The sequence below is a fragment of the Microbacterium paraoxydans genome, assembly GCF_900105335.1.
In the GTDB taxonomy this organism is placed as follows: Bacteria; Actinomycetota; Actinomycetes; order Actinomycetales; family Microbacteriaceae; genus Microbacterium; species Microbacterium paraoxydans.
In genome coordinates this window covers 2030963-2051585 of the sequence record NZ_LT629770.1, presented here as the reverse complement: position 1 = coordinate 2051585, position 20623 = coordinate 2030963, and the positions used below count along the sequence as shown (strand labels likewise).

21 protein-coding genes are annotated in these 20623 nt (G+C 70.7%); 9 read left to right on the top strand and 12 right to left on the bottom strand.

Annotation, left to right across the window (positions count from 1 at the left end; translation table 11 throughout):
• Positions 1-33: 33 nt before the first annotated feature.
• Entirely contained in the window at positions 34-795 is a 762-nt protein-coding gene (locus tag BLU02_RS10255) for an alpha/beta fold hydrolase (protein ID WP_060922023.1), read from the top strand.
• 66 nt (positions 796-861) lie between these two features.
• Here BLU02_RS10255 and mnhG read toward each other — a convergent pair whose 3' ends face one another.
• From mnhG to BLU02_RS10225, 6 genes are read right to left on the bottom strand one after another with little or no spacing between them, the layout of a single operon-like run.
• Positions 862-1251, bottom strand: coding sequence for a monovalent cation/H(+) antiporter subunit G (mnhG, locus tag BLU02_RS10250; protein WP_025105197.1), 390 nt, complete (start codon positions 1249-1251; stop codon positions 862-864).
• A complete protein-coding gene (locus BLU02_RS10245) occupies positions 1248-1517 on the bottom strand; it encodes an MrpF/PhaF family protein (protein WP_025105196.1) in 270 nt (89 codons plus the stop codon). Before BLU02_RS10245 ends, mnhG begins: the two co-directional genes overlap by 4 nt.
• A complete protein-coding gene (locus BLU02_RS10240; protein ID WP_060922024.1) occupies positions 1514-2107 on the bottom strand; it encodes a Na+/H+ antiporter subunit E in 594 nt (197 codons plus the stop codon). Before BLU02_RS10240 ends, BLU02_RS10245 begins: the two co-directional genes overlap by 4 nt.
• Positions 2104-3657, bottom strand: coding sequence for a Na+/H+ antiporter subunit D (locus BLU02_RS10235; protein ID WP_060922025.1), 1554 nt, complete (start codon positions 3655-3657; stop codon positions 2104-2106). Before BLU02_RS10235 ends, BLU02_RS10240 begins: the two co-directional genes overlap by 4 nt.
• Positions 3654-4232, bottom strand: a complete 579-nt coding sequence (locus BLU02_RS10230) for a Na(+)/H(+) antiporter subunit C (protein ID WP_060922026.1) — start codon at positions 4230-4232, stop codon at positions 3654-3656. The genes BLU02_RS10235 and BLU02_RS10230 overlap by 4 nt, the downstream gene beginning before the upstream one ends.
• A complete protein-coding gene (locus BLU02_RS10225; protein ID WP_060922027.1) occupies positions 4232-7204 on the bottom strand; it encodes a Na+/H+ antiporter subunit A in 2973 nt (990 codons plus the stop codon). Before BLU02_RS10225 ends, BLU02_RS10230 begins: the two co-directional genes overlap by 1 nt.
• Before the next feature lie 120 nt (positions 7205-7324).
• Between BLU02_RS10225 and BLU02_RS10220 the strand changes: the two genes are divergently transcribed.
• On the top strand, positions 7325-8827 hold the full coding sequence (locus BLU02_RS10220) for a hypothetical protein (RefSeq protein ID WP_060922028.1): 1503 nt from the start codon (positions 7325-7327) through the stop codon (positions 8825-8827).
• Positions 8828-8840: 13 nt separating this feature from the next.
• On the opposite strand, the gene BLU02_RS10215 is transcribed toward BLU02_RS10220, so the two are convergent.
• Positions 8841-9902 carry a LacI family DNA-binding transcriptional regulator gene (locus tag BLU02_RS10215; protein WP_060922029.1) on the bottom strand — a complete coding sequence of 354 codons (1062 nt, stop codon included), beginning with the start codon at positions 9900-9902 and terminating at the stop codon, positions 8841-8843.
• 60 nt (positions 9903-9962) lie between these two features.
• On the opposite strand from BLU02_RS10215, the gene BLU02_RS10210 reads away from it, so the two are divergent.
• Entirely contained in the window at positions 9963-11201 is a 1239-nt protein-coding gene (locus tag BLU02_RS10210) for an MFS transporter (RefSeq protein ID WP_060922030.1), read from the top strand.
• Position 11202: 1 nt separating this feature from the next.
• Here the strand turns inward: BLU02_RS10210 and BLU02_RS10205 are convergent, their stop codons facing one another.
• Together BLU02_RS10205 and BLU02_RS10200 are read right to left on the bottom strand one after the other, a co-directional pair.
• Positions 11203-11847, bottom strand: coding sequence for a response regulator (locus tag BLU02_RS10205; protein WP_060922031.1), 645 nt, complete (start codon positions 11845-11847; stop codon positions 11203-11205).
• The gene (locus BLU02_RS10200) at positions 11844-13040 is read right to left on the bottom strand and encodes a sensor histidine kinase (RefSeq protein ID WP_083370961.1); all 1197 of its coding nucleotides are present in this window, start codon (positions 13038-13040) and stop codon (positions 11844-11846) included. Before BLU02_RS10200 ends, BLU02_RS10205 begins: the two co-directional genes overlap by 4 nt.
• 115 nt (positions 13041-13155) lie before the next feature.
• Here BLU02_RS10200 and BLU02_RS10195 point away from each other — a divergent pair, with 115 nt between their 5' ends.
• The gene (locus tag BLU02_RS10195) at positions 13156-14007 is read left to right on the top strand and encodes a GAP family protein (RefSeq protein WP_060923427.1); all 852 of its coding nucleotides are present in this window, start codon (positions 13156-13158) and stop codon (positions 14005-14007) included.
• 35 nt (positions 14008-14042) lie between these two features.
• Positions 14043-14738, top strand: coding sequence for an endonuclease NucS (gene nucS, locus BLU02_RS10190; protein ID WP_060923428.1), 696 nt, complete (start codon positions 14043-14045; stop codon positions 14736-14738).
• Positions 14739-14741: 3 nt separating this feature from the next.
• Here nucS and BLU02_RS10185 read toward each other — a convergent pair whose 3' ends face one another.
• Positions 14742-14978 carry a hypothetical protein gene (locus BLU02_RS10185; protein WP_060923429.1) on the bottom strand — a complete coding sequence of 79 codons (237 nt, stop codon included), beginning with the start codon at positions 14976-14978 and terminating at the stop codon, positions 14742-14744.
• A 145-nt stretch (positions 14979-15123) separates the two neighbouring features.
• On the opposite strand from BLU02_RS10185, the gene BLU02_RS10180 reads away from it, so the two are divergent.
• A complete protein-coding gene (locus BLU02_RS10180; protein WP_060923430.1) occupies positions 15124-15789 on the top strand; it encodes an HAD hydrolase-like protein in 666 nt (221 codons plus the stop codon).
• 92 nt (positions 15790-15881) lie between these two features.
• Here the strand turns inward: BLU02_RS10180 and BLU02_RS10175 are convergent, their stop codons facing one another.
• The gene (locus BLU02_RS10175) at positions 15882-16088 is read right to left on the bottom strand and encodes a cold-shock protein (protein WP_017203899.1); all 207 of its coding nucleotides are present in this window, start codon (positions 16086-16088) and stop codon (positions 15882-15884) included.
• A gap of 481 nt (positions 16089-16569) precedes the next feature.
• On the opposite strand from BLU02_RS10175, the gene BLU02_RS10170 reads away from it, so the two are divergent.
• On the top strand, positions 16570-17391 hold the full coding sequence (locus tag BLU02_RS10170; protein ID WP_174521460.1) for a shikimate 5-dehydrogenase: 822 nt from the start codon (positions 16570-16572) through the stop codon (positions 17389-17391).
• A gap of 15 nt (positions 17392-17406) precedes the next feature.
• Here the strand turns inward: BLU02_RS10170 and BLU02_RS10165 are convergent, their stop codons facing one another.
• Complete coding sequence (locus BLU02_RS10165) at positions 17407-17844, bottom strand: SRPBCC family protein (protein WP_060923431.1); 438 nt, start codon at positions 17842-17844, stop codon at positions 17407-17409.
• A gap of 150 nt (positions 17845-17994) precedes the next feature.
• Here BLU02_RS10165 and BLU02_RS10160 point away from each other — a divergent pair, with 150 nt between their 5' ends.
• Together BLU02_RS10160 and BLU02_RS10155 are read left to right on the top strand one after the other, a co-directional pair.
• Positions 17995-19323, top strand: a complete 1329-nt coding sequence (locus BLU02_RS10160) for a cytochrome P450 (protein ID WP_083370960.1) — start codon at positions 17995-17997, stop codon at positions 19321-19323.
• Between the two features lie 104 nt (positions 19324-19427).
• Positions 19428-20612 carry a zinc-dependent alcohol dehydrogenase gene (locus BLU02_RS10155; protein ID WP_060923317.1) on the top strand — a complete coding sequence of 395 codons (1185 nt, stop codon included), beginning with the start codon at positions 19428-19430 and terminating at the stop codon, positions 20610-20612.
• The last annotated feature ends 11 nt before the right edge of the window (positions 20613-20623 follow it).

Below are 20623 nucleotides of genomic sequence, written 5' to 3'. Positions count from 1 at the left end.
GGCGCGTGGAGGGTGCTCGGCTAGCGTGGACAGGTGCCCACCAGCTACCTCGCCCCGAAGGGGACGCCGGCCACCCTCCTCGAGTTCGAGCACGCAGGAGCGACCCTGATCGCCGAGACCTTCGGCGACGGACCGCCCACCTACCTCCTGTTGCACGGCATCGGCATGGGCCGCAGCGTCTACCTCGACCTCACCCAGCGGCTGCAGGGGCGGGTGATCGCGCTCGACCTCCCGGGCTTCGGTGAGGCCCCCGAGCCGACGCGCACGCTGACCATGCAGCGGCACGCCGACCTCGTGGCCGCGTACCTCCGTCACGTCGACGCGGATCCGGTCGTGGTGATCGGGCACTCGATGGGGAGTCAGATCGCCGCGGAGCTCGCCGCCCGGCATCCCGAGCTCGTCGCCGGCGTCGTGCTGGCGGGACCCACCGTCGACAAGGCGGCCAGGAACGTCGGCGCGCAGGCCCGATACCTGCTCCAGGACCTCCTGGGCGAACGGCCGCTCGTGATCTGGCGCGGCGCCCGCGAGTACCTCCGCGGCGGCCCGCACCTGATCCGCAAGATGCGGGCGACCATCGTCCACAAGCCGGAGAAGGCCTTCGTCCGCATCGCCTGCCCGGTCCTGGTGCTGCGCGGCGAGGACGACCCGCTGGCCCCGATGAGCTGGTGCCAGGTGATCCTGGATGCGATCCCCGGCGCGGAGCTGGCCGTCATCCCCGACCACGGCCACGGCACCCTCATCAGCGACTCCGAGCCCGCCGCCCGCCTCATCGAGGCCTTCGCCGCCCGCACCTGACCCTTCGAATCGCTCACTGTGCGGCATCGGCGGCCGAAATGGAGCACAGTGCGCGATTCGAAAGGGTCAGCCGGCGGCGGGAGGGGTCTGCTTCGACTCGGCGAGCTCGTCGACGACGAGACCCCGCTGCTCGATCGTGCCGTTGCGGTAGGCCTGGCGACCGACCATGTGCGCGGACAGAGGCGCGGTCGCGAATTGCATGAGCACCACGGGGGCGACGAGCACGAGGCCGAACAGCACACCGCCGACGGACCGCTGCGACAGGGCGATCGCGACACAGATCAACAGCAGTCCGAGCACCTGCGGTTTCGTCGCGGCGTGCAGTCGCGTGGGCACGTCGCGGAAATGCAGGAGCCCCACGGAGGCGGAGAGGCAGAGGATCGCCCCGAGCAGGATGAGCACGAGCACCGCCACGTCGACGACGGCGTCAGGGATCATCAGACCGAACACGTTCATGGTGTCGTGTTGTCCCTTCTCGCGACGAACCGGGCGACCGCGATCGATCCGAACACACCGACCGCCGCGATGATGAGGAGCACGGGGATGTTGCGGGTGTGGCCGTTGATGGCCATCTCGGCGCCGAGCACGCACATGACCTCGGTCAGCAGCACGTCGGCGGCGACGGCACGGTCGAGGATCGACGGACCGCGGACGATGCGGATGACGGCGAGGATCGCGGCCACACCGAACACGGCGAGGATGATGAGGAGCAGGGTGTTCATCGGGCACCGCCGATCGTCGCGGGGTCGATGCGGCCGGCACGCTCGTCGGCCTTGAGCGCCCGGTACTGGGTCGGATTGCCGAGCGCCCGGACGATGCGCTTCTCCCAGCCGAGCACGCCCTGCCGCTGCTTCTCGACATCCTCCCGGTTGCGCACGCCGATCACGTGCAGGTAGAGGATCCCGCGGTCGCGATCGGCCTCGACCACCAGGGAGCCCGGGATGAGCGACGACACCACGGCGACGTGCGTCATGACGAGGTCGTCGGCATAGCGAAGCGGCACCGCGATGATGGCGGTGCCGGGCTGCCGGCGGAAGTCGAACACCTGCACGGTCACCGAGAGCGCGCCACGGAGGATCGCGAAGAGGAACTGCACGACGAACAGCGCGCCGTACCAGAGGTTGATGCGCCCGGAGAGCTCGACCGTGGGCAGGCGGAACACCCGCGTCACGAAGATGGCCACCACGAGTCCCGTGAGGAAGGACAGCACGGTGAACTGGGCCCACAGCAGCATCCACAGCACGATCAGCCAGGCGAGGAACGGCAGCTGCATGCCGATGTCCCGCCAGACGCTCTTGGTCTCGGGGCTCATCCCTCCACCTCGTCTTCCAGCTGGACGAGGTTGACCGGCTGCAGCAGGCCCGCCCCGATACGGTCGCACAGAGCGTACAGCGGTCCGGCGAAGATCGTCAGGGCCACCGTCACGGTGACCATCCCGGCGGTGGCCACGGTCATGATCCTCGGGATGTGCCGGCGCTCCTGCTGCTCATCCGCAGCGGGGGCTCCGGTGAGGTACGAGATGCGCCCCTCGGTCTCGGTCGAGTCCTCCTCCTCACGCCAGAACGCGAGGTTCCAGGCCCTCATGAGCGCGTAGAGGGTGAGCAGCGACGTGATGATGCCGCCGAAGATGAGCACGATCATGAGCGGAGTGCCCACGGAGGCCGCCGCCTCGAACAGGGCGAACTTGCCGATGAACCCGGAGAACGGAGGCAGACCACCGAGGTTGATCGCGGGGATGAAGTACAGCAGGGCGATGACGGGGGCGATCTTCAGCAGGCCCTTGACCCGGAGGATGGAGGTGCTGCCGGCCCGGCGTTCGATGAGCCCCACCGCGAGGAACAGGGTGGTCTGCACGACGATGTGGTGGACGATGTAGTACACGGTCGCGCCGATCGCCGCCGGGGTCGCGATCGCGAGACCGAAGATCATGTAGCCGACGTGGCTGACGAGCGTGAACGACAGGATCCGCTTGAGCTCGGCCTGCGCGACGGCGCCGAGGACACCGACGATCATCGTCGCCAGCGCGATGATGAGCAGCAGCGTGTCGATGCTGTTCGAGGCGAAGAGCTGGGTCTCCGTCCGGATCAGCGCGTACACGCCGACCTTGGTCAGCAGGCCGGCGAACACGGCGGTGACCGGCGCGGGGGCCGTCGGATAGGAGTCGGGCAGCCAGAACGACACGGGGAAGATCGCGGCCTTGATCCCGAAGGCGACCACGAGCATGAGGTGCAGGACGAGCTGCGTGTCCTGCGGGAGCTCCGACATCCGCTCGGCGATCTGGGCCATGTTGACCGTGCCGAGGGCGCCGTAGATCATCGCGATCGACGCGAGGAACAGGATCGACGACACGAGCGAGACGACGATGTAGACGGCACCGGTGCGGATGCGGGACTCGGTGCTGCCCAGGGTGATGAGCACGTAGGAGGCCACGAGGAGGATCTCGAACCCGACGTACAGGTTGAACAGGTCGCCGGCGATGAACGCGTTGAAGATGCCGGCGGCGAGGATCAGGTACGAGGGGTTGAAGATCGAGATCGGGGTCTCATCCGCCCCGTCGGCCACACCCTGACCGATCGAGAAGAGGAGGACCGCGAGCAGCACCACGCTGGAGACGAGCACCAGGAGCGCGGCGAGACGGTCGACGTAGAGGACGATGCCGAACGGCACCGGCCATCCGCCCACGGAGACCGCCAGAGGGGAGCCCGCGTCGACGACGACGAGCAGCACGGCCGCGATGACGGACACGACCGCGAGCGTGGCGACGGTGACGAACACCTGCAGGCGCGCGTTGCGACCGAAGACGAGGGTGATCGCCGCACCGAGGAGCGGCAGGGCGACGAGGAGCGGGACGAGCGTGGTCATGGCCTGCCCTCCCCGTCTGTCGTGTCGTCGTCCCGGTCTGCAGCGCCGTCGGGTTCGGGCTCCGGCTCGGGCACGTAGGGCGCGTCATACGGCGCGTCATCGTGGATGGCCGGGTTGTCGCGCATGTGCAGGACGGTGATCGGCGCGGTCTGCACGCCCACGAAGTCGGTCGTGGCGTCGTCGTCGTCCGTCTCGGACTCGTCGTCCATGAGGTCTTCGTCTTCGTCGGTGCGCGCGCGCAGCGCGATGTCGGCCTCGTCGTCCTCGACCGTGTCCGCCTGGCCGAGCTGCCACGACCGGTAGATCAGCGCGAGCAGGAACGCGGAGACCGCGAACGTGATGACGATGGCGGTGAGCGTCAGGGCCTGCGGCAGCGGGTCGCTCAGATCGCCCTCGGTACCGAAGAACGGCGCGTTGCCCGGCACGCCCATCACGATCAGGAGCAGCAGGTTCGTGGCATTGCCGAGCAGGAGGAAGCCGATGAGGACGCGGGTGAGGCTGCGCTCCAGCATCGCGTACACGCCGCAGGCGAAGAGCACGGCCATGATCGCGATGAGGGCGAGCGAGACGTCCATCAGCCGTTCCCCCCGGTCCGCGAGGAGAAGTCGACGGCGGTGCTCTCGCCGGGGCGGAGCGCCGCCTGCCGGTCGACCTCCGCACCGAGGCTGCGCAGCACGTCGAGCACGAGCCCGATCACGACGAGGTAGACGCCGATGTCGAAGATCGTCGAGGTGACGAACTCCATGTGCCCGATGCCGGGGATCTCCCACTCCCAGAAGGTGCTGGTGAGCGGTGCGAGGCCGAAGAACAGCGGCACGACCGCGGTGCCCACGGCGAGGATCAGGCCCGTGCCGAGGAGGCGACCGGCATCGGTCGGCGCCGCGGCGCCCAGCTCCCAGCGCCCTCCCGCGATGTAGCGCATGACGAGCGCCATGCCGGCGACGAGCCCGCCCGCGAAGCCGCCGCCGGGGAGGTTGTGCCCGGCGAAGAGCAGGAAGATCGACACGACGATGATCGTGTGGAACAGGATGCGGACGATGACCTCGAGCAGGATCGACCGGTTCTCCGGCTTCATCTTCTGGCCGCCGACGAGCCAGGCGCGCGGCGCCGATCGGTTCTCCGCGGTCTGGAAGCGCACGCCGTCCGTGGTCTCCACGAGTGGCCGACTGCGCGCGGACTTCCGCACCGAGCGTGGCAGCGTCTTCGTGGCGGCGAGGAGATCGGCGCGGTGCGTGACGAACACGAGTGAGGCGACACCGGTCGCGGCGAGCACGAGCACGGAGAGCTCGCCCATCGTGTCCCAGCCGCGGAGGTCGACGAGTGCCACGTTCACGACGTTCTTGCCGTGGCCGATCTCGTACGCGATCTCCGGGAAGATCGCCGAGATCGGGTCGGCCACGCGGGACTGGGTCGCGACGACGGCCACGAACGCCATGGTGAGGCCGACGCCGATGCCGAGGAGAGCGCGGGGGATGCGGCTCACGGAGGCGTTGTGCTCGCCCATGCGTGCCGGCAGTCGGCGCAGGACGAGCGCGAAGGTCACCATCGTCACCGTCTCGACGAGGATCTGGGTGAGCGCGAGATCCGGTGCGCCGCTGGTGGCGAAGAGGACCACCATGCCGAGACCGGTGACCGAGGCGAGCACGACGCCGGTGTAGCGCTTGCGGGCCCGCACCGCCACGACGCCGGCCACGGCCATGATCGGGGCGACGGCGAGCTGGGCCGGCGTGTGCCACAGCGAGAGCTGATAGCGGTCGATGTCGCTCGCCACGAGCGCGGTGACCTCGGCGGCGACGAAGACGACGAAGATCGTCCCCACGTACACGGGCAGCGAACCGCGCTGGGTGAGCGTCGTGCTCAGCACCGACAGCCGGTCGATGCCGCGCATCACCATGTAGTAGGCGTCGGCGGCCGTGAACGGCAGCAGTCGCGGGCGCCGGTCCCACCCGGTCCGCCTCGTGAGGAGGAAGAGCCCGATGCCGAGCAGGATCGAGAGGATCGAGATGCCGAGGGCGGGCTCGAGGCCGTGCCAGAGCGCGAGGTGCCCCGGTCCCTCGACGGCTGCCCCCTCGTGGTCGAGTCCCGGCGTCGCGGTCAGCGCATACGGCTGGAGGGCGACGTCGAGCGCGGGGGCGCCGATACCGGCGGCGAGCGTCACTCCGGCGAGGATGATCGGCGCGGAGAGGAAACCCACCGGGGGGTCGGGCCAGACCGTGTCCGGCTGCCGCCGTCCTTCGGCATCGCGCTTGGTCCAGAACGCCCCCCAGAGGAAGCGGACGCCGTATGCCGCAGTGAGCATGGATCCGAGAGCGACGCCGATCAGGGCGACGAGGCCCCACGCCGACCCGCCCAGCGCATCGTCCAGCAGCGCCGTGAGCGTCGACTCCTTCGCCACGAATCCGATGGTCGGAGCCACTCCGGCCATCGACGCCACGGCGATGAACGCGGCCGTGGCCATGACCGGTGCCTGGCGGCCGACGCCGGAGAGCTCGGTCACGTCACGCGTGGAGAGCTGCCGATCGATCACGCCGACGATGAGGAAGAGCGCCGACTTGAACAGCGCGTGCCCGATCACCAGCGCGAGGCCGGCGAGCGCCGCCGCCTGCGTGCCGTAGCCGACGACCACCGCGAAGAAGCCGAGCTGGCTCACGGTGCCGAACGCGAGCACGCGCTTGAGGTCGGTCTCCCGCAGCGCCTGGATGCCACCGAGCAGCATGGTGAGGATGCCGAGCGTGAGCACGATCGGCCGCCACGTCGGGCTGAAGGCGAAGATGGGCGCGAAGCGGGCGATGAGGTAGATGCCGGCCTTCACCATGGCCGCGGCGTGCAGGTAGGCGCTGACCGGGGTCGGGGCCGCCATGGCGCCGGGAAGCCAGAAGTGGAAGGGGAACAGCGCCGACTTGCTGATGGCGCCGATCAGGAGCATGACGATCGCCGCATCGACGATCGGGCCGGTCGGCGCGATGGCGAGGATCTCCCGGATGCTCGACGTCCCGGTGTCGACGACGAGCAGCACGACGCCGACGAACATCACCAGTCCGCCCAGGGTGGTCACGAGGAGGGCCTGCAGCGCGGCACGGCGGCTGGCGGCGCGGCGACGGTAGTGACCGATGAGGAGGTAGGAGAGGATGCTCGTGGCCTCCCAGAACATCACGAGCATCACGAGGTCGTCGGTGAGGACGAGGCCGTACATCGCCCCCGCGAACGCGAGGAGGACGCCCGCGAACTGCCCGATGCCGGCGGCCTCGTCGTGGAAGTACCAGCGGCAGTAGAGGAGCACGAGCGCGCCGACGCCCGTGACGATGAGCGTGAGAACCCACCCGAGGACGTCCATGTTCATGGACAGGTTCAGTCCGAGCTGCGGGATCCACGGCACCGAGACGAACGGCACGGGGCCGTCGAGCACCTGCGGCGTGAGCACGAGCGCGTGCACGAATGCGGCAGCCGGGACGAGGGCGGCGACGGCGAAAGCCTGAGCTCCCAGCCAGCGCACCAGAACGGGCATCAAGAGCGACCCGAGAAGGAACACTGCGAGGAGCATCAGCATATACGCGGCTCCTCGGGGCTCGTCGGCCGTGCGGCTCAGGCGGGCGGTGTCGGTCCAGTTTACCGGGCCGAGACGCCTGTCGGCCCCGCGAGCTCCGAGATCGCATGTCAGAGTGGTCGCATGCGGCGGGTCTGGGGACGCGAACTGGCGGGGTGGGCGGCCGCGCTGGCGCTGGCGCTCGTCGCCGTCGGACACCTCGCCTCCTCGCCGCGCTCGGTCCTGATGTTCGACGACGGGGACTCGCTGATCGTGGCCCTCGTCGGCCGATCGGTCCTGGATGGGGGCGGGGGCTACTGGGCGCTGTCCAGCGTGCTCTTCCTCCCCGAGATCGCGGTGTTCACGGCCCTCGACGCCGTGCTGCCGTTCGACGTGAACGGCGTGCTCGCGGCCAACGCGGTGGTCAACGTCCTCGCGCTCTACGGGGCGATCCGTCTCGCCGCCGGGCGGCGCGTCGAGGGTCGCGCACCGGTCGCCTGGGCGGTCGGCGCCCTCGCCGTGTTCTGTCTCCTCATCGTCACGGAGTCCTCGCCGTCACGAGACGCGCTCGAGCTCGCGTCGCTGGTGCTGACGACGACGTACTACTCCGCGACCGTCGTGGCCGTCGTACTGGCCGTCGGCCTGTGCCGGCGGTTCCTCGATCGCCCTGCCGGCACCGTCGCGCTCCCACTCGGACTCGGGGTGGTCGCGGCGGTGGCGACCCTCAGCAATCCGCTGTTCGCCGCCTGGGCCACGGTGCCGCTCTCCCTCGTTCTGGGCGGCCTCTGTCTCACCACGCTCGCGATCCGGCGCCGCGGTCTCGCGCTGATCGTGTCGCTGGTCGGCGGCAGCATCCTGGGCTTCCTCGGTCGCATTCCCTTCTCGGCATGGATCGCGAACTCCGGTGCCGGCTACATCCAACCGGCGGAATGGATCCACTCCGCCGCGTACTACGCCGACCTCGCGATCGATCGGCTGCCCTCCCCCGGCGGGGTGCTCGGCGCGATGGCCGTGCTGGCGCTGATGGTCCTCGCGGTCGTGCGGTCGGCCCGCTCGTCGGACGCGGGTGACCGCCTGGTGACCACCGCCGCCTGGGCACTCCCGCTCGTCGTGCTCGTCGGCGGCATCGCGGCGGGAACCTACGCAGCGCGGTACCTGCAACCTCTCGCCTTCGCCCCGGTCCTCGCCCTCGTCACCCTGCCGCGCGTCCGGATGCGGCGAGCCACGCTGCCGCGGGTCGTCTCCGCCGTCGTCGCCATCGCCCTTCTCGCCGGCGGCTCCGTGTCCGTACCCCGCATCGTGCAGGCGGCGAGCGCGCCCGACGCGGACCTCGCCTGTGTGACGGACTGGGTGGATTCGTCAGGGCGCACCGGTGCCGGACAGTTCTGGACCGTCCGGCTCCCCAAGCTGCACGCGGCCGATCCGGCCCGGCTCGTGCAGGTCGATCATGAGCTCCGCGGTTACGCGTGGCTCGTCGATCGTCGCGACTTCGCGGCGGGGGAGGTCTCGTTCCTCATCGAGGATGCGCAGACGGTGGCGTGGAACCTGCCGACCGCTGCGGCCCCGACAGCCGTCATCGCGTGCGGGCGGTATCGCATCCTCGACTACGCGCCGGCGACGCTTCCTCTCGGACCCGCCCACTCCTGACCGGTGCGCGCCGTCAGCGCGACGGAGGCGGTGCGGTCGTGGTGCCGGCGCGGAAGACGCAGTGCAGGTCCTGCGTGACGCCCGGCTCACCGCGCAGCATCCGGGCGACCTGCTCTCCCGCCGCCCTGCCCTTCTCCACCGCCGGCTGCACGCTCGTGGTGAGGGTGAGATCGCCGAGGCCGTCGAGGGGGATGCCGTCGAAACCCGCGACCGAGAGGTCTTCGGGAACGCGGAGTCCGAGCTCCTCCGCGGCGCGGATCACTCCGACGGCCAGCAGGTCGCTCTGCGCGAGCACCGCGGTCGGGCGGGTGTCGGCATCGGTGAGCAGCATCCGCCCGACGAGGATGCCCTCGTCGATGAGGCTGCCCGAGGCCGAGATCGCCGGAGCGTCAGGGAAGACCTCCCGCATGCCGGCCAGGCGGTCGACCGTCACGTCGACGGTGGCGTGGGCCAGACGCTCCGGCGTGATGAGGGTGCGCTCGCGCTCGGCGTCCAGCGAGAGCGTGACGAGCGCGACGTCCCGGTGTCCGAGGTCGCGCACGTGGCGGGCGATCTCGGCGGAGGCGGCGACGTTGTCCAGGGTGATGCGCGGGACGTCGAGCCCCGCGTCCCCCTCGATGACGACGACGGGGAGACCCCGTCCACGCACGATCTCGAGAGACGCGCGGGTACGGCCCGAGCAGCCGATGAGCACCACCGCGTCGACGGGGGCGCTCGCGATGGCCGAGCCGTCCTCGCCGGGCTCGTCGCGCATGAGGAGGATGCCGGCGCTGAGATCGGCCAGGCCGTCGGTGAGGCCGTCCATCATGGCGGTCGTCACGGGGTCGAGGAATGCCGCGCGCAGGTGCCCCTCGAGGACCACCGCCACGATGCCGCTGCGACCGCGACGGAGGGAGGCGGCGCGCGGGTCGGGCCCCGTGTAGCCGAGGTCGGTCGCGGCGGCGAGCACCCGGTCGCGGGTGGCGGGTGCGACCTTGGCCTTGCCGCTGAAGACGACCGACGCGGTCGAGGTGGCGACCCCCGCCTCGCGAGCCACATCGGCGATCGTGGGCCGGCGCGGCGTCTCCCTGGTCATACTCCGAGGATAGCCCGGTTCGGTCGCGCAAGGTCGAATCGATTCGATAGGCTGTCCGCCATGGACACCGCCCTCACCCGCTCGCAGTTCGTGCGCTGGCGCACCGCGATCTTCGCCATCTTCCTCGCCAGCGGACTCTCGATTGCGACCTGGGCGTCCCGCGTGCCGGGGATCAAGGAGGCGCTCGACCTCGACAACGCGCAGGTCGGCCTCATCCTGCTCGGCATGGGCGTCGCGTCCATCCTCGGCATCTCCACGAGCCCTGCCGTGATGGCGCGGACCGGTGCGCGGCGCGGCATGCTCCTGGCGATGCTCACGTTCGCCACGGGCATCGCCCTCGTCGGCCTCGGCGCAACCGTCTTCGGGTCGGTGCCTGTCGTCCTCATCGGCATGGTGCTCTTCGGCTTCGGCAACGGCTGCGTCGACGTCATGATGAACGTCGAGGCCACCGCCATCGAACAGCAGATGGGCCGCACCATCCTGCCGGTCTTCCATGCGTTCTTCAGCTTCGGCACCGTGCTCGGCGCCGGCATCGGCGCCCTCGCCGCTGCCCTCAAGGTCGACGTCGGCACGCACGCGGTGTCGATGGGCGTCCTCATCGCCGTCATCGCCGTCGTCTGCTTCTTCCAGGTGCCCGTGCGGGAGGCCGCTCTCGACCCCGAGGACCACGAGAAGCCCCCGTTCCGTCAGCGGATGCACACCGCGCTCGAGGCCTGGCGCGAGCCGCGCACGTACCTGCTGGGAACCGTCATGCTCGGCATGTCCTTCGCGGAGGGCGGCGCCAACGACTGGATCGCCCTGGGCACCGAGCAGGGACACGGCTTCGCGGAGGGCACAGGGGCCGTCGCCCTGGCGGTCTTCTCCGTCGGCATGACCGTGGTCCGCCTCTTCGGCGGGCCGCTCGTGGACCGCTTCGGCCGGGTGCTGGTGCTGCGCATCCTGGCCGCGACCGCCGCCACCGGAATCCTCCTGTTCATCCTCGCGCCCACGCTGCCGCTGGTCCTCGTCGGCGCGGCGCTGTGGGGCATCGGCGCGTCGCTCGGCTTCCCCCTCGGCATGTCGGCCGCGGCGGACGATCCGGCCAAGGCCGCCGCACGGGTGAGCGCGGCCGCGACCATCGGCTATGTGGCGTTCCTCGGCGGCCCGCCGGTGCTCGGGGTCATCAGCGAGCACATCGGACTGCTCAACACGCTCTTCGTCCTCGTCGCGCTCGTGGTGCTCTCGGGTCTGTTCTCCGGCGCCGCCCGACCGCTGCGCGCCGAGGAGAAGGCTCCGGCGGTCCCGACCGTCGAGCGCTGACTCAGTCCTCGACCCCGCGGACGAGCGCGGCCGCGTGCGACCGGCTGCGCGCGCCGAGCTTGGTGAGGACGTTCGAGACGTGCGTCTTCACCGTCGGGATGGAGATCCGCAGGCGCGCGGCGAGCTGGGCGTTCGACCACCCCTGCAGGATCCCGTCGAGGACGTCGCGCTCCCGGGGCGTCAGCTCCGGCAGCGCGAACGTCGTCATCGGCGTGGGCTCCGGAGCGGACGCCGCCACTGCCGCGAGCGCGCGGCGGGTGACCCGCGGGTCCAGCGCCCCGTCTCCGACGGCGACGGCGCGCACCGCCTGGAGGAGAGTCGGCGCATCGACGGTCTTCAGGAGGAACCCGACCGCTCCCGCCCGGATCGCCGCGAGCACGAGCTCGTCCTCGTCGAAGCTCGTCAGGACGAGCACATCCCCCAGTCCGCGCTCGACGATCTCGCGGGTGGCCGAGACCCCGTCGCGCCCCGGCATGCGCAGATCCATGAGGACGACATCCGGCCGGAGCGCTGCGGCATTGCGCACGGCCACCTCGCCATCCGCGGCCTCCCCGACGACAGTGATGTCGTGCGTCTCCAGCATGATGCGCAGGCCGGCCCTGATCGCGCCGTGGTCGTCGGCGAGCAGCACGGTCGGTGCGGTCATGACCGGCCCCCCACCGGCAGTCGCGCCTCGACCAGCCAGCCGTCGGGTTCCGCACCGGCGCGGAACGTCCCGCCGAGGGCGGTGATGCGCTCCCGCAGCATCTGCAGCCCCCACCCCTCGCCGCCGTGCCCGGCGGTGACGGTCGGCGCGCCGCCCCGCGAGCGCACCGCGACGCGGGCCTGCTCGTCGACCGGGCCGATGGTCACCTCGACCACGGCACCGTTGGCATGGCGGACACAGTTACCCAGTGCCTCGCGCACCACCCGCACGACTGCCTGCTCTCCGCCACCGCCGAGCGCACCCGGGTCCTCGACGGCGAGGCGCACGTCCAAGCCCGAGCGTCGGGCCTCCGCGGCGAGACCCGCGAGGTCGGCCCATCCCGGGGTCGGCGCGAGCGCCCCGTCGCCGCGGCGCAGCACCCCGATCATGGTGCGCAGGGCTCCGTGCGCGTCCAGCCCGGCATCGCGCACGGCCTGCAGAGCGGCGCGATCGTCCGCCCGCGTCGGGGGCGCGGCGAGCGCCGCCTCCGCCCGGATCGCCATGGCCATCACATGCCCGGCCACCACGTCGTGCAGTTCGCGCGCCATCGCCTCGCGCTCGCGCTGCACGGCCTGCGCCCGGTCCCGGGCGGCGGTCGCTGCGGCGTCCTCCGCCCGCTGACGGTGCAGGTCGGCCAGCTCGTGCGCCTGCGACACCGCCACCGCCCACCAGTAGTCCGTACCGAAGATCGCGCCGAACTGCACCGCGAACAGCACCGCGACCGCGGGAGTCGCCGCCGAGACGAGCAGGGCGGCGAGGAAGAGGGCGACGGTCGCCACGCCCAGGAGCACGAGCAGCACGCGGCGCCCGCGGGGGCCGGCGAGGAAGGCCGCCGTCCACAGCACGTCCAGCAGCACCACGAGCGTCCCGACGCCGCCGACGGTGAGGAGGTCGGCGACGAAGAGCCCGGCGACGAGCGCGAGCACCGTCCACGGATGACGCCGCTTGCCGAGGGCGAGAGCGCAGGCCGGGATCGCGAGAACCAGCGCCCACCACGGCGAGACGTCCTCCGGCAGCAGGGAGAACGGTCCCCAGATGCCGTGGAACCCGAGCGCCGCCATGACCGTCGCGAGACCGGCCATGCCCAGCGGGTCCACCCACCACCGGTGCCGCCGGTACCAGGCGGCGGGCCCTCCGTCGGCCGGATCGTGCATGCCCTCATGCAATCACGGCGCGGACGGCGTCGCATCCGACCAAAGGATGAGAGCATCCGGACGACCCCGACTTTCGCCCGATCCGCGCATGCCGAGCCGTCGCAATCGTGGAGGCATGGAACTCTTCGGCGGGCTCCCGCTGCCCCTCTCCCTCGCCGTGCTCGCGCTCATCGACGGCCTGAGCGTCGGGACGCTGCTCATCCCGGTCTTCCTGCTGCTGCATCCCGGCCGGGTGCGCGCCGGACGGATCCTCCTCTATCTCGCGACGATCGCCGTGTTCTATCTCGTGGTCGGCCTCCTCTTCCTCTGGGGCCTGGTGAACCTCGTCGACGTCGCCTCCGCCTTCCTGAGCTCTCCCGCGGGCATGATCACCCGTCTCGTCGTCGGCGCCGCCCTTCTCGTCACCGCCTTCGTGATGCCGACGAAGCCTGCGGAAGCGGCGCCGGGCGGAGCGCACGGGGCCACCACCGCGGCGACCGGCTCCGGCGACCCGGGCAGCGAACCGCTGTCCGGGTCGATCGCCCCGGCACACCCACCCGTTCCCTCGACCGCCACTGCGACGACCGCACCGCGTCCCGGTCGGATCGCTCGGTGGCGGGAACGCCTGCTCGACCCGCAGACCCGGGGGTTCGCGGTCATGGCCGTCGCCATCGCGGCCGGGCTCGTGGAGGTCGCGACGATGCTCCCCTACATCGTGGCGATGACGATGCTCGCGGACGCCGGCGTCGACACGCCGCTCCGGGTGCTCTCCCTCGCCGGGTACTGCGCGCTGATGATCCTCCCGGCGCTCGTGCTCCTCGTGCTGCGACTGGTGGCGGCCCCGCTCGTGCAGCGCCCGCTGGAGCGCTTCGCCGCCTGGATGGAGCGGACGGGCGCCGAGAACACGGCCTGGATCATCGGCATCATCGGCTTCCTCATCGCCCGGTCGGCCGCCACCGAGCTGGGACTCTTCGACGCGATCTTCTGACCGCGACCCCGGCGACGACGAAGTAGGCTCGTCGGGTGCGTCTCGTCATCGCCCGCTGCTCGGTCGACTACACCGGCCGACTCAACGCCCACCTTCCGCTCGCCACCCGCCTGCTCGTGCATAAGGGTGACGGGAGTCTGCTCGTGCACTCCGACGGCGGCAGCTACAAGCCGCTGAACTGGATGAGCCCGCCGTGCGTGCTCGCGACCGAGGAACCGGGCGAGGAGGAGGCCGGCGCCGGCGTCGTCGAGGTGTGGCGCGTGACCCACAAGAAGACCGGCGATGCCCTCCGCGTGCAGATCTACGAGGTCATCCACGACTCCAGCCACGAACTCGGGATCGACCCCGGGCTGCAGAAGGACGGCGTCGAGGCCGACCTGCAGCGCCTGCTCGCGGAGCAGGTGGACCGCGTCGCCGAGGGCGCCACCCTGGTCCGTCGCGAGTACCCCACGGCCATCGGCCCGGTCGACCTGCTGGTGCGCGACGCCGACGGCGTGGCGATCGCGGTCGAGGTCAAGCGCCGCGGCGACATCGACGGCGTCGAGCAGCTCACCCGTTACCTCGAGCTCCTGGGACGCGACCCCCACCTCGCCCCGGTGCAGGGCGTGTTCGCCGCTCAGGAGATCAAGCCGCAGGCCCGCGTGCTCGCCGAGGATCGCGGTATCCGCTGCCTCGTGCTCGACTACGACGACATGAAGGGCATCGAGTCGGGCATCCCCCGCCTCTTCTGACCCTCAGCGCGTCGAGACCAGGCGCGGCCGCGGGCCCTCCAGCCGCGCGATCGCGATCTTCACCTCGGTGAGCTCGTGCTCGATCCGGTCGAACTTCGCGTCCTGGATCGCGAACCTCGCGTCCACCGCGGCGAAGCGCGCGTCCATCCGACCGATCATCCAGCCGAATCCGCTGATGATCGCGACGAGAGTCGTCGCGGCCGTCGCCAGCATCGTGATGACTTCCACCGACACGTACATGGCCCCCATTCTCACCCGTGATCCCGCCGCTGTCACGACTCTAGATCGGCGTGAAGGGCCTTCCCGCGTTCGGTGGATGAACCCGTTTCGTGCACACCTGTGCAGGACGGGCGGGCACCCGTTCGCGGGACCCTAGGCTGGAGGCATGCCCTCTTCGCCTTACTCGTGTGTGCTCTGGGACGTCGACGGGACCATCGTTGACGCCTCGGTCGGGATCCTGCGTCGCCTGAACATCGCCCTGACGCACTTCGGCCACCCGGCGCCGACGCGCGAGGAGCTCGTGCACTGGATCGGCCCTCCCATGTTCCAGTCGTTCCAGGACCAGGCGGGGATGACGCCGGAGCAGTCGGCCGAGGCGGTGGCGTTCTACCGCACCCTCGGCAAAGCCGACGGGTACACGACCGACGTGCAGACGTATCCGGGCGTCGCCGAGCTGATCCATGACCTGCACGCGGCGGGCGTGCCCCAGGCGACGGCGAGCTCGAAGCCCGAGAACCAGGTCGACGCGCTGGTCGATCACTTCGGACTCCGGCCGTCGTTCCTCACGACCGTGGGCGCCACGCCGGACGAGGCCACGCTCGCGTCCAAGACGGACATCGTGGCCGAGGCGCTGCGACGGCTGCGCGCGCTCGGTGCCGACACCTCCCGCCCGGTCCTCGTGGGCGACCGGCACCACGACGTCGAGGGCGGTCTCGCCAACGGCGTGCCCGTGATCTTCGTCGGCTGGGGCTTCAGCGACCCGCACGAGGGCGACGACGCGGCGTTCCGCGTCACGACCGTCGACGAGCTGCGCGCACTCCTGCTGCCCTGACCGGCTCCAGGGCCATCAGGGAAGACGAAACTCCCCGCCGGGTCAGCGCCTGCGCGTGGATCCGACGGGGAGTTCCCGGTGTTGCTTCCGCCTCAGACGGGGCGGATGTTCTCTGCCTGCAGGCCCTTGGGACCCTGCGCCACATCGAACTCGACCCGCTGGTTCTCTTCGAGAGAGCGGTAGCCGGATGACTGGATGGCGGAGTAGTGCGCGAAGACGTCAGCGCCTCCGTCGTCGGGGGAGATGAAGCCGAAGCCCTTCTCCGAGTTGAACCACTTGACCGTGCCCTGGGTGCTCATGTACTGCCTGTTCTGCTGATGTAGAAGCCGACGCAGGGGTGCACCGACATCGCTAACGCTAGTGGAGGGGACCCCCGGCGGAATAGCCGTTGCGAGAAGGTAATCCAAATGTTGCATGAGCGGATGCGCCCGGAAAATGGTGTGGCCCTCACCGCGGGGGGAGCGATGAGGGCCGAAGACGACCGGAGGGTGCGTCAGGAACAGCCTAACCCCTCCGCGAGCTTCTTGTCCCCCTTTTGGGGGACAAATCTGAAAAAACTTCGTGGCGAGCAGCCGGAGAGCGGCCCTCTCGAGGAGTCCATTGGGGACTGAACTACTCGAGAGGGCCCAATCGCATGCACGGATCGTCCGGCCCGTGGGGAGGGCCTCCGCCTCCTGGGGAGAGGCGTAGACGATCGATCCCCTTGCATGCACTTTCACCCTAGGGGAGGAGGCGATCTCCCGCCATGGACCTTGACAGACTCGGGGGTAGCCTGATTCGGTGACCATGCTGAACAAGGACATGACGCTCTGCATCTCGCTGTCGGCACGGCCGAGCAACAACGGCACCCGCTTCCACAATCACCTGTACGAGGCCCTCGATCTGAACTGGATCTACAAGGCCTTCGCCCCGACCGACCTCACGCAGGCCATCGCGGGGGTGCGCGGCCTCGGCATCCGCGGGTGCGCGATCTCGATGCCCTATAAAGAGGACGTCATCGAGCTCGTCGACCGCATGGACCCCTCGGCGCAGGCCATCGACTCCGTCAACACGATCGTGAACGACGACGGCGTGCTCACGGCCCACAACACCGACTATGCGGCGATCGCTCAGCTGATCACGGAGAACGACCTCGACCCGGCGTCGTCGGTCCTCCTCCGGGGTTCGGGCGGCATGGCGAAGGCGACGGCCGCCGCGTTCCGCAACGCCGGCTTCACGGACGTGACCATCGTCGCCCGGAACGAGACGGCGGGCCGCTCCCTCGCCGAGCTGTACGGGTTCGCCTGGCGCGCCGAGGTCGGAGACGCGAGGGCCGACGTGATCGTGAACGTCACCCCGATCGGCATGGCCGGGGGTACGGAGGCCGACGCCCTCGCCTTCCCGGAACAGGCCATCGACGCCGCCGAAGTCGTGTTCGACGTCGTCGCGCTGCCCGCCGAGACGCCGCTCATCGCCGCCGGCCGAGCCGCGGGTAAGACGGTGATCACGGGAGCCGAGGTCGCGACCCGGCAGGCGCTGGAGCAGTTCGTCCTGTACACCGGCATCCGTCCGTCCGCGGAGCAGGTGCGCGCCGCCGAGGAGTTCATGCGCGCCGGAGCGTGACGCGCTGAGCGCGTGTCAGGACGCGCGGCCCTCGGCGAGGTAGCCGAGACGGTGCAGCGTCTCCGCATTCCGCCAGCGGAGCATCGGCGTGGTCAGGAATCGGGGCAGGATCGTCGCCGGGCCCTTGACGGGCTCCTCGTCGATGCGCACCTGGCATCCCGTCGGGGTCGTCCGCGCGCGGATCGTCACCTGCGCCTCTCCCACCGGCCAGCCGCGCGCCCGCATGACCGCACGGTGCGGCGGGTGCCACTCCACCAGTTCGGTGGTGTCGTCCAGGAGCGCGGGCCACGTGCCGACCGAATGGTGCAGCTGGGCCCCGGCCGCGGGCCAGGAGTCGTCCACGTCGCGCATGCGGGAGGCGCCGACCACCCACGCGGGGTAGAGCCAGCCGTTCGCCAGCACGCGGAACACGTCATGGGTGGTGCACGTCAGGTCGCGGGTGTTGGTGGCCATGGTTCCTCCGTTCTGCCCCCATCCTGCGCGCCGCGAACCTCACTCGGGCAGGTGCTTGACATCGGCGACACCGACCGTCCCGGCTAGCACAATCGGTCCGAGGACGCCTCCCCCTTGGGCTGCCGCACGGGCGCGTGACAGGGTCGGATCATGCTTCAGCGACTGACTTCCCGACTCTCCGACGGTGTCGACGCGGCCCTGCACGAGGACTCGCCGGCGCTGCTCACCCGCGGCTACGACTTCGGCGAGCGCATCTGGCGCCGAGTCCGCCCCGGCGCCCGGTCGGCCCCGATGCGCCTTCTCGGGCACCCGGCGGCCTTCGTCCGCGGTGCCGAGGGTGTGGAGCTGTTCTACGACGAGAGCCGCATCGCCCGTGCCGGCGCCATGCCGGGGATCGTCCGCGAGCCCCTGTTCGGGCACGGTTCCGTGCACGCGCTCGACGGCACCGCCCACCGCCACCGCAAGGCCACCTTCGTCCAAGCCGCGTACGAGGACGCGCAGGTCGAACGGCTCACACCGTTCCTCGAACGGGAATGGGCGGCCGAGCGCGAGGACTGGCGCGCCGGCGGCACCCGCAGCGCCTACGACGCGGCCGTCGGCGCCTTCGGGCGCGCCATGATGCGCTGGGCCGGGCTCCCGGGCACGCCGGCGGCGCAGACCCGCTGGGCCGCGCGCCTCGCGCAGATCGTGGACGGGTTCGGCGCCCCCTACTCCCCCGCCTACGTCGAGGCGTTCGCGAACCGGATCTTCTCGGACCGTCACGCGCGCCGCCTCATCGAAGCCGTCCGCGCCGGCGACCTGGCGGCGCCGGAGGGCACCGCGCTCGCCCTGTGGGCCGCGCATCGCGACGAGAACGGCGAGCTTCTGCCCGCCCAGGTGGCCGGCGTCGAGCTGCAGAACAGCATCCGTCCGATGATCGCCGCCGCGCGGTTCGTGGCCTTCGCCGCGAAGCAGCTGCACGACCACCCCGAGTGGCGTACCCGGATCGCAGCGGAGACGACGGAGCGCGGCGCCCTGGTCGGGGGCACGCTGGCCGTCCTGTTCGCGCAGGAGGTGCGGCGGACCGGACTGTTCGTGCCGATGCTGCCTGGTCGTACCATCGCCGAGGTCGAGATCGACGGCGTCACGGTCCCGGAGGGCGGCCGGGTCGTCCTCGACATCCTCGGCACGAACACCGACGAGCGGTCGTGGTCCCACCCGGAGCGCTTCGCCCCCGAGCGGTTCACCGACGTGGACGACTACGAGGAGATCACGACCTTCGTCCCCCAGGGCGGGGGCGACGTCGCCTCCGGCCACCGCTGCCCCGGCGAGAAGCTCGTCATCGCCGGGCTCTCCGCCGCCGTCGCCGTCCTGAGCGACCCGGAGCTGACGGTGCTCGACGAGGGGCTCGACGTGAATCGCCGCCGCCTGCCCACCAAGCCCACGTCCGGAGCGCGGGTGCGCGCCTCCGGCTCCGGGCGCGGCTGCCCCTTCCACTGAGTCCCGGGGATCGCACGTCGTCCACGGCCTGTCAACCGGGTGGCCATGCTGCGGCGCGCCCGAGAGCGTGGAGGGACGACGGACATCGAGACGTGGAGGACATGATGAAGGCACTCACCTGGCAGGGCAAACGGAACGTGACGGTGGAGGAGGTCGCCGACCCGGTCATCCAGCAGCCGGCGGACGCCATCGTCCGGATCACCTCGTCGGCCATCTGCGGATCCGACCTGCACCTCTACGAGCTCCTGGGGCCGTTCCTCGACCGCGGCGACATCCTCGGGCACGAGCCGATGGGCGTCGTGGTGGAGGTCGGCGCGAACGTCACGAAGCTGAAGCCCGGTGACCGCGTGGTGATCCCCTTCAACATCTCCTGCGGGGTGTGCTTCTTCTGCCTCCGCGGGCTGCAATCGCAGTGCGAGACGACCCAGGTGCGGAAGTACGGCAGCGGCGCAGCTCTCTTCGGCTACACCAAGCTCTACGGCCAGGTCCCCGGCGGGCAGGCCGAATACCTCCGCGTGCCGCTGGCGGACTACAACCACATCCCGGTCGCACCGGACCTGCCGGATGAGCGCTACCTCTTCCTCAGCGATATCCTGCCGACGGCCTGGCAGGGCGTGGAGTATGCGCAGCTTCCCGAAGGCGGGACCCTCGCGGTGATGGGCCTCGGCCCCGTCGGGCAGTTCGTCAGCCGGATCGCCCGGCACCGCGGCAACCGCGTCATCGCCGTCGAACCGGTGGCGGAACGACGGGCGATGGCGGAGCGGCACGGCATCGAGACGCTCGACCTCACCGACACGACCGTGGAAGAGATCCGCGACGCGACCGAGGGACGGGGTGCGGATGCCGTGGTGGATGCGGTGGGCCTGGAGGCGCACGGCAACAGCGGTGTGGAGTTCCTGCAGAAGGCGGTCGGCCTGCTGCCCGATCCCGCAGCGCGGCAGATGCTCGACAAGGCCGGGGTGGATCGGCTCGCTGCCGTCTACGCCTCGATCGACGCCGTCCGCCGCGGCGGGACGATCTCGCTGAGCGGTGTGTATGCGGGCGATGCCGACATCCTGCCGATGAAGACCCTCTTCGACAAGCAGATCAGCCTGCGGATGGGCCAGTGCAACGTGAAGAACTGGATCGACGATCTCCTCCCGCTCGTCGAGGACCCGTCGGATCCGCTGGGCGTGATGGATCTGACGACGCATCACGCGGCGCTGGAGGACGCCCCGGAGCTGTACCGGACGTTCCAGGAGAAGAAGGACGGCTGCATCAAGGTCGTACTGCACCCCTCCGCCGCCTGACGGGTCGGTCG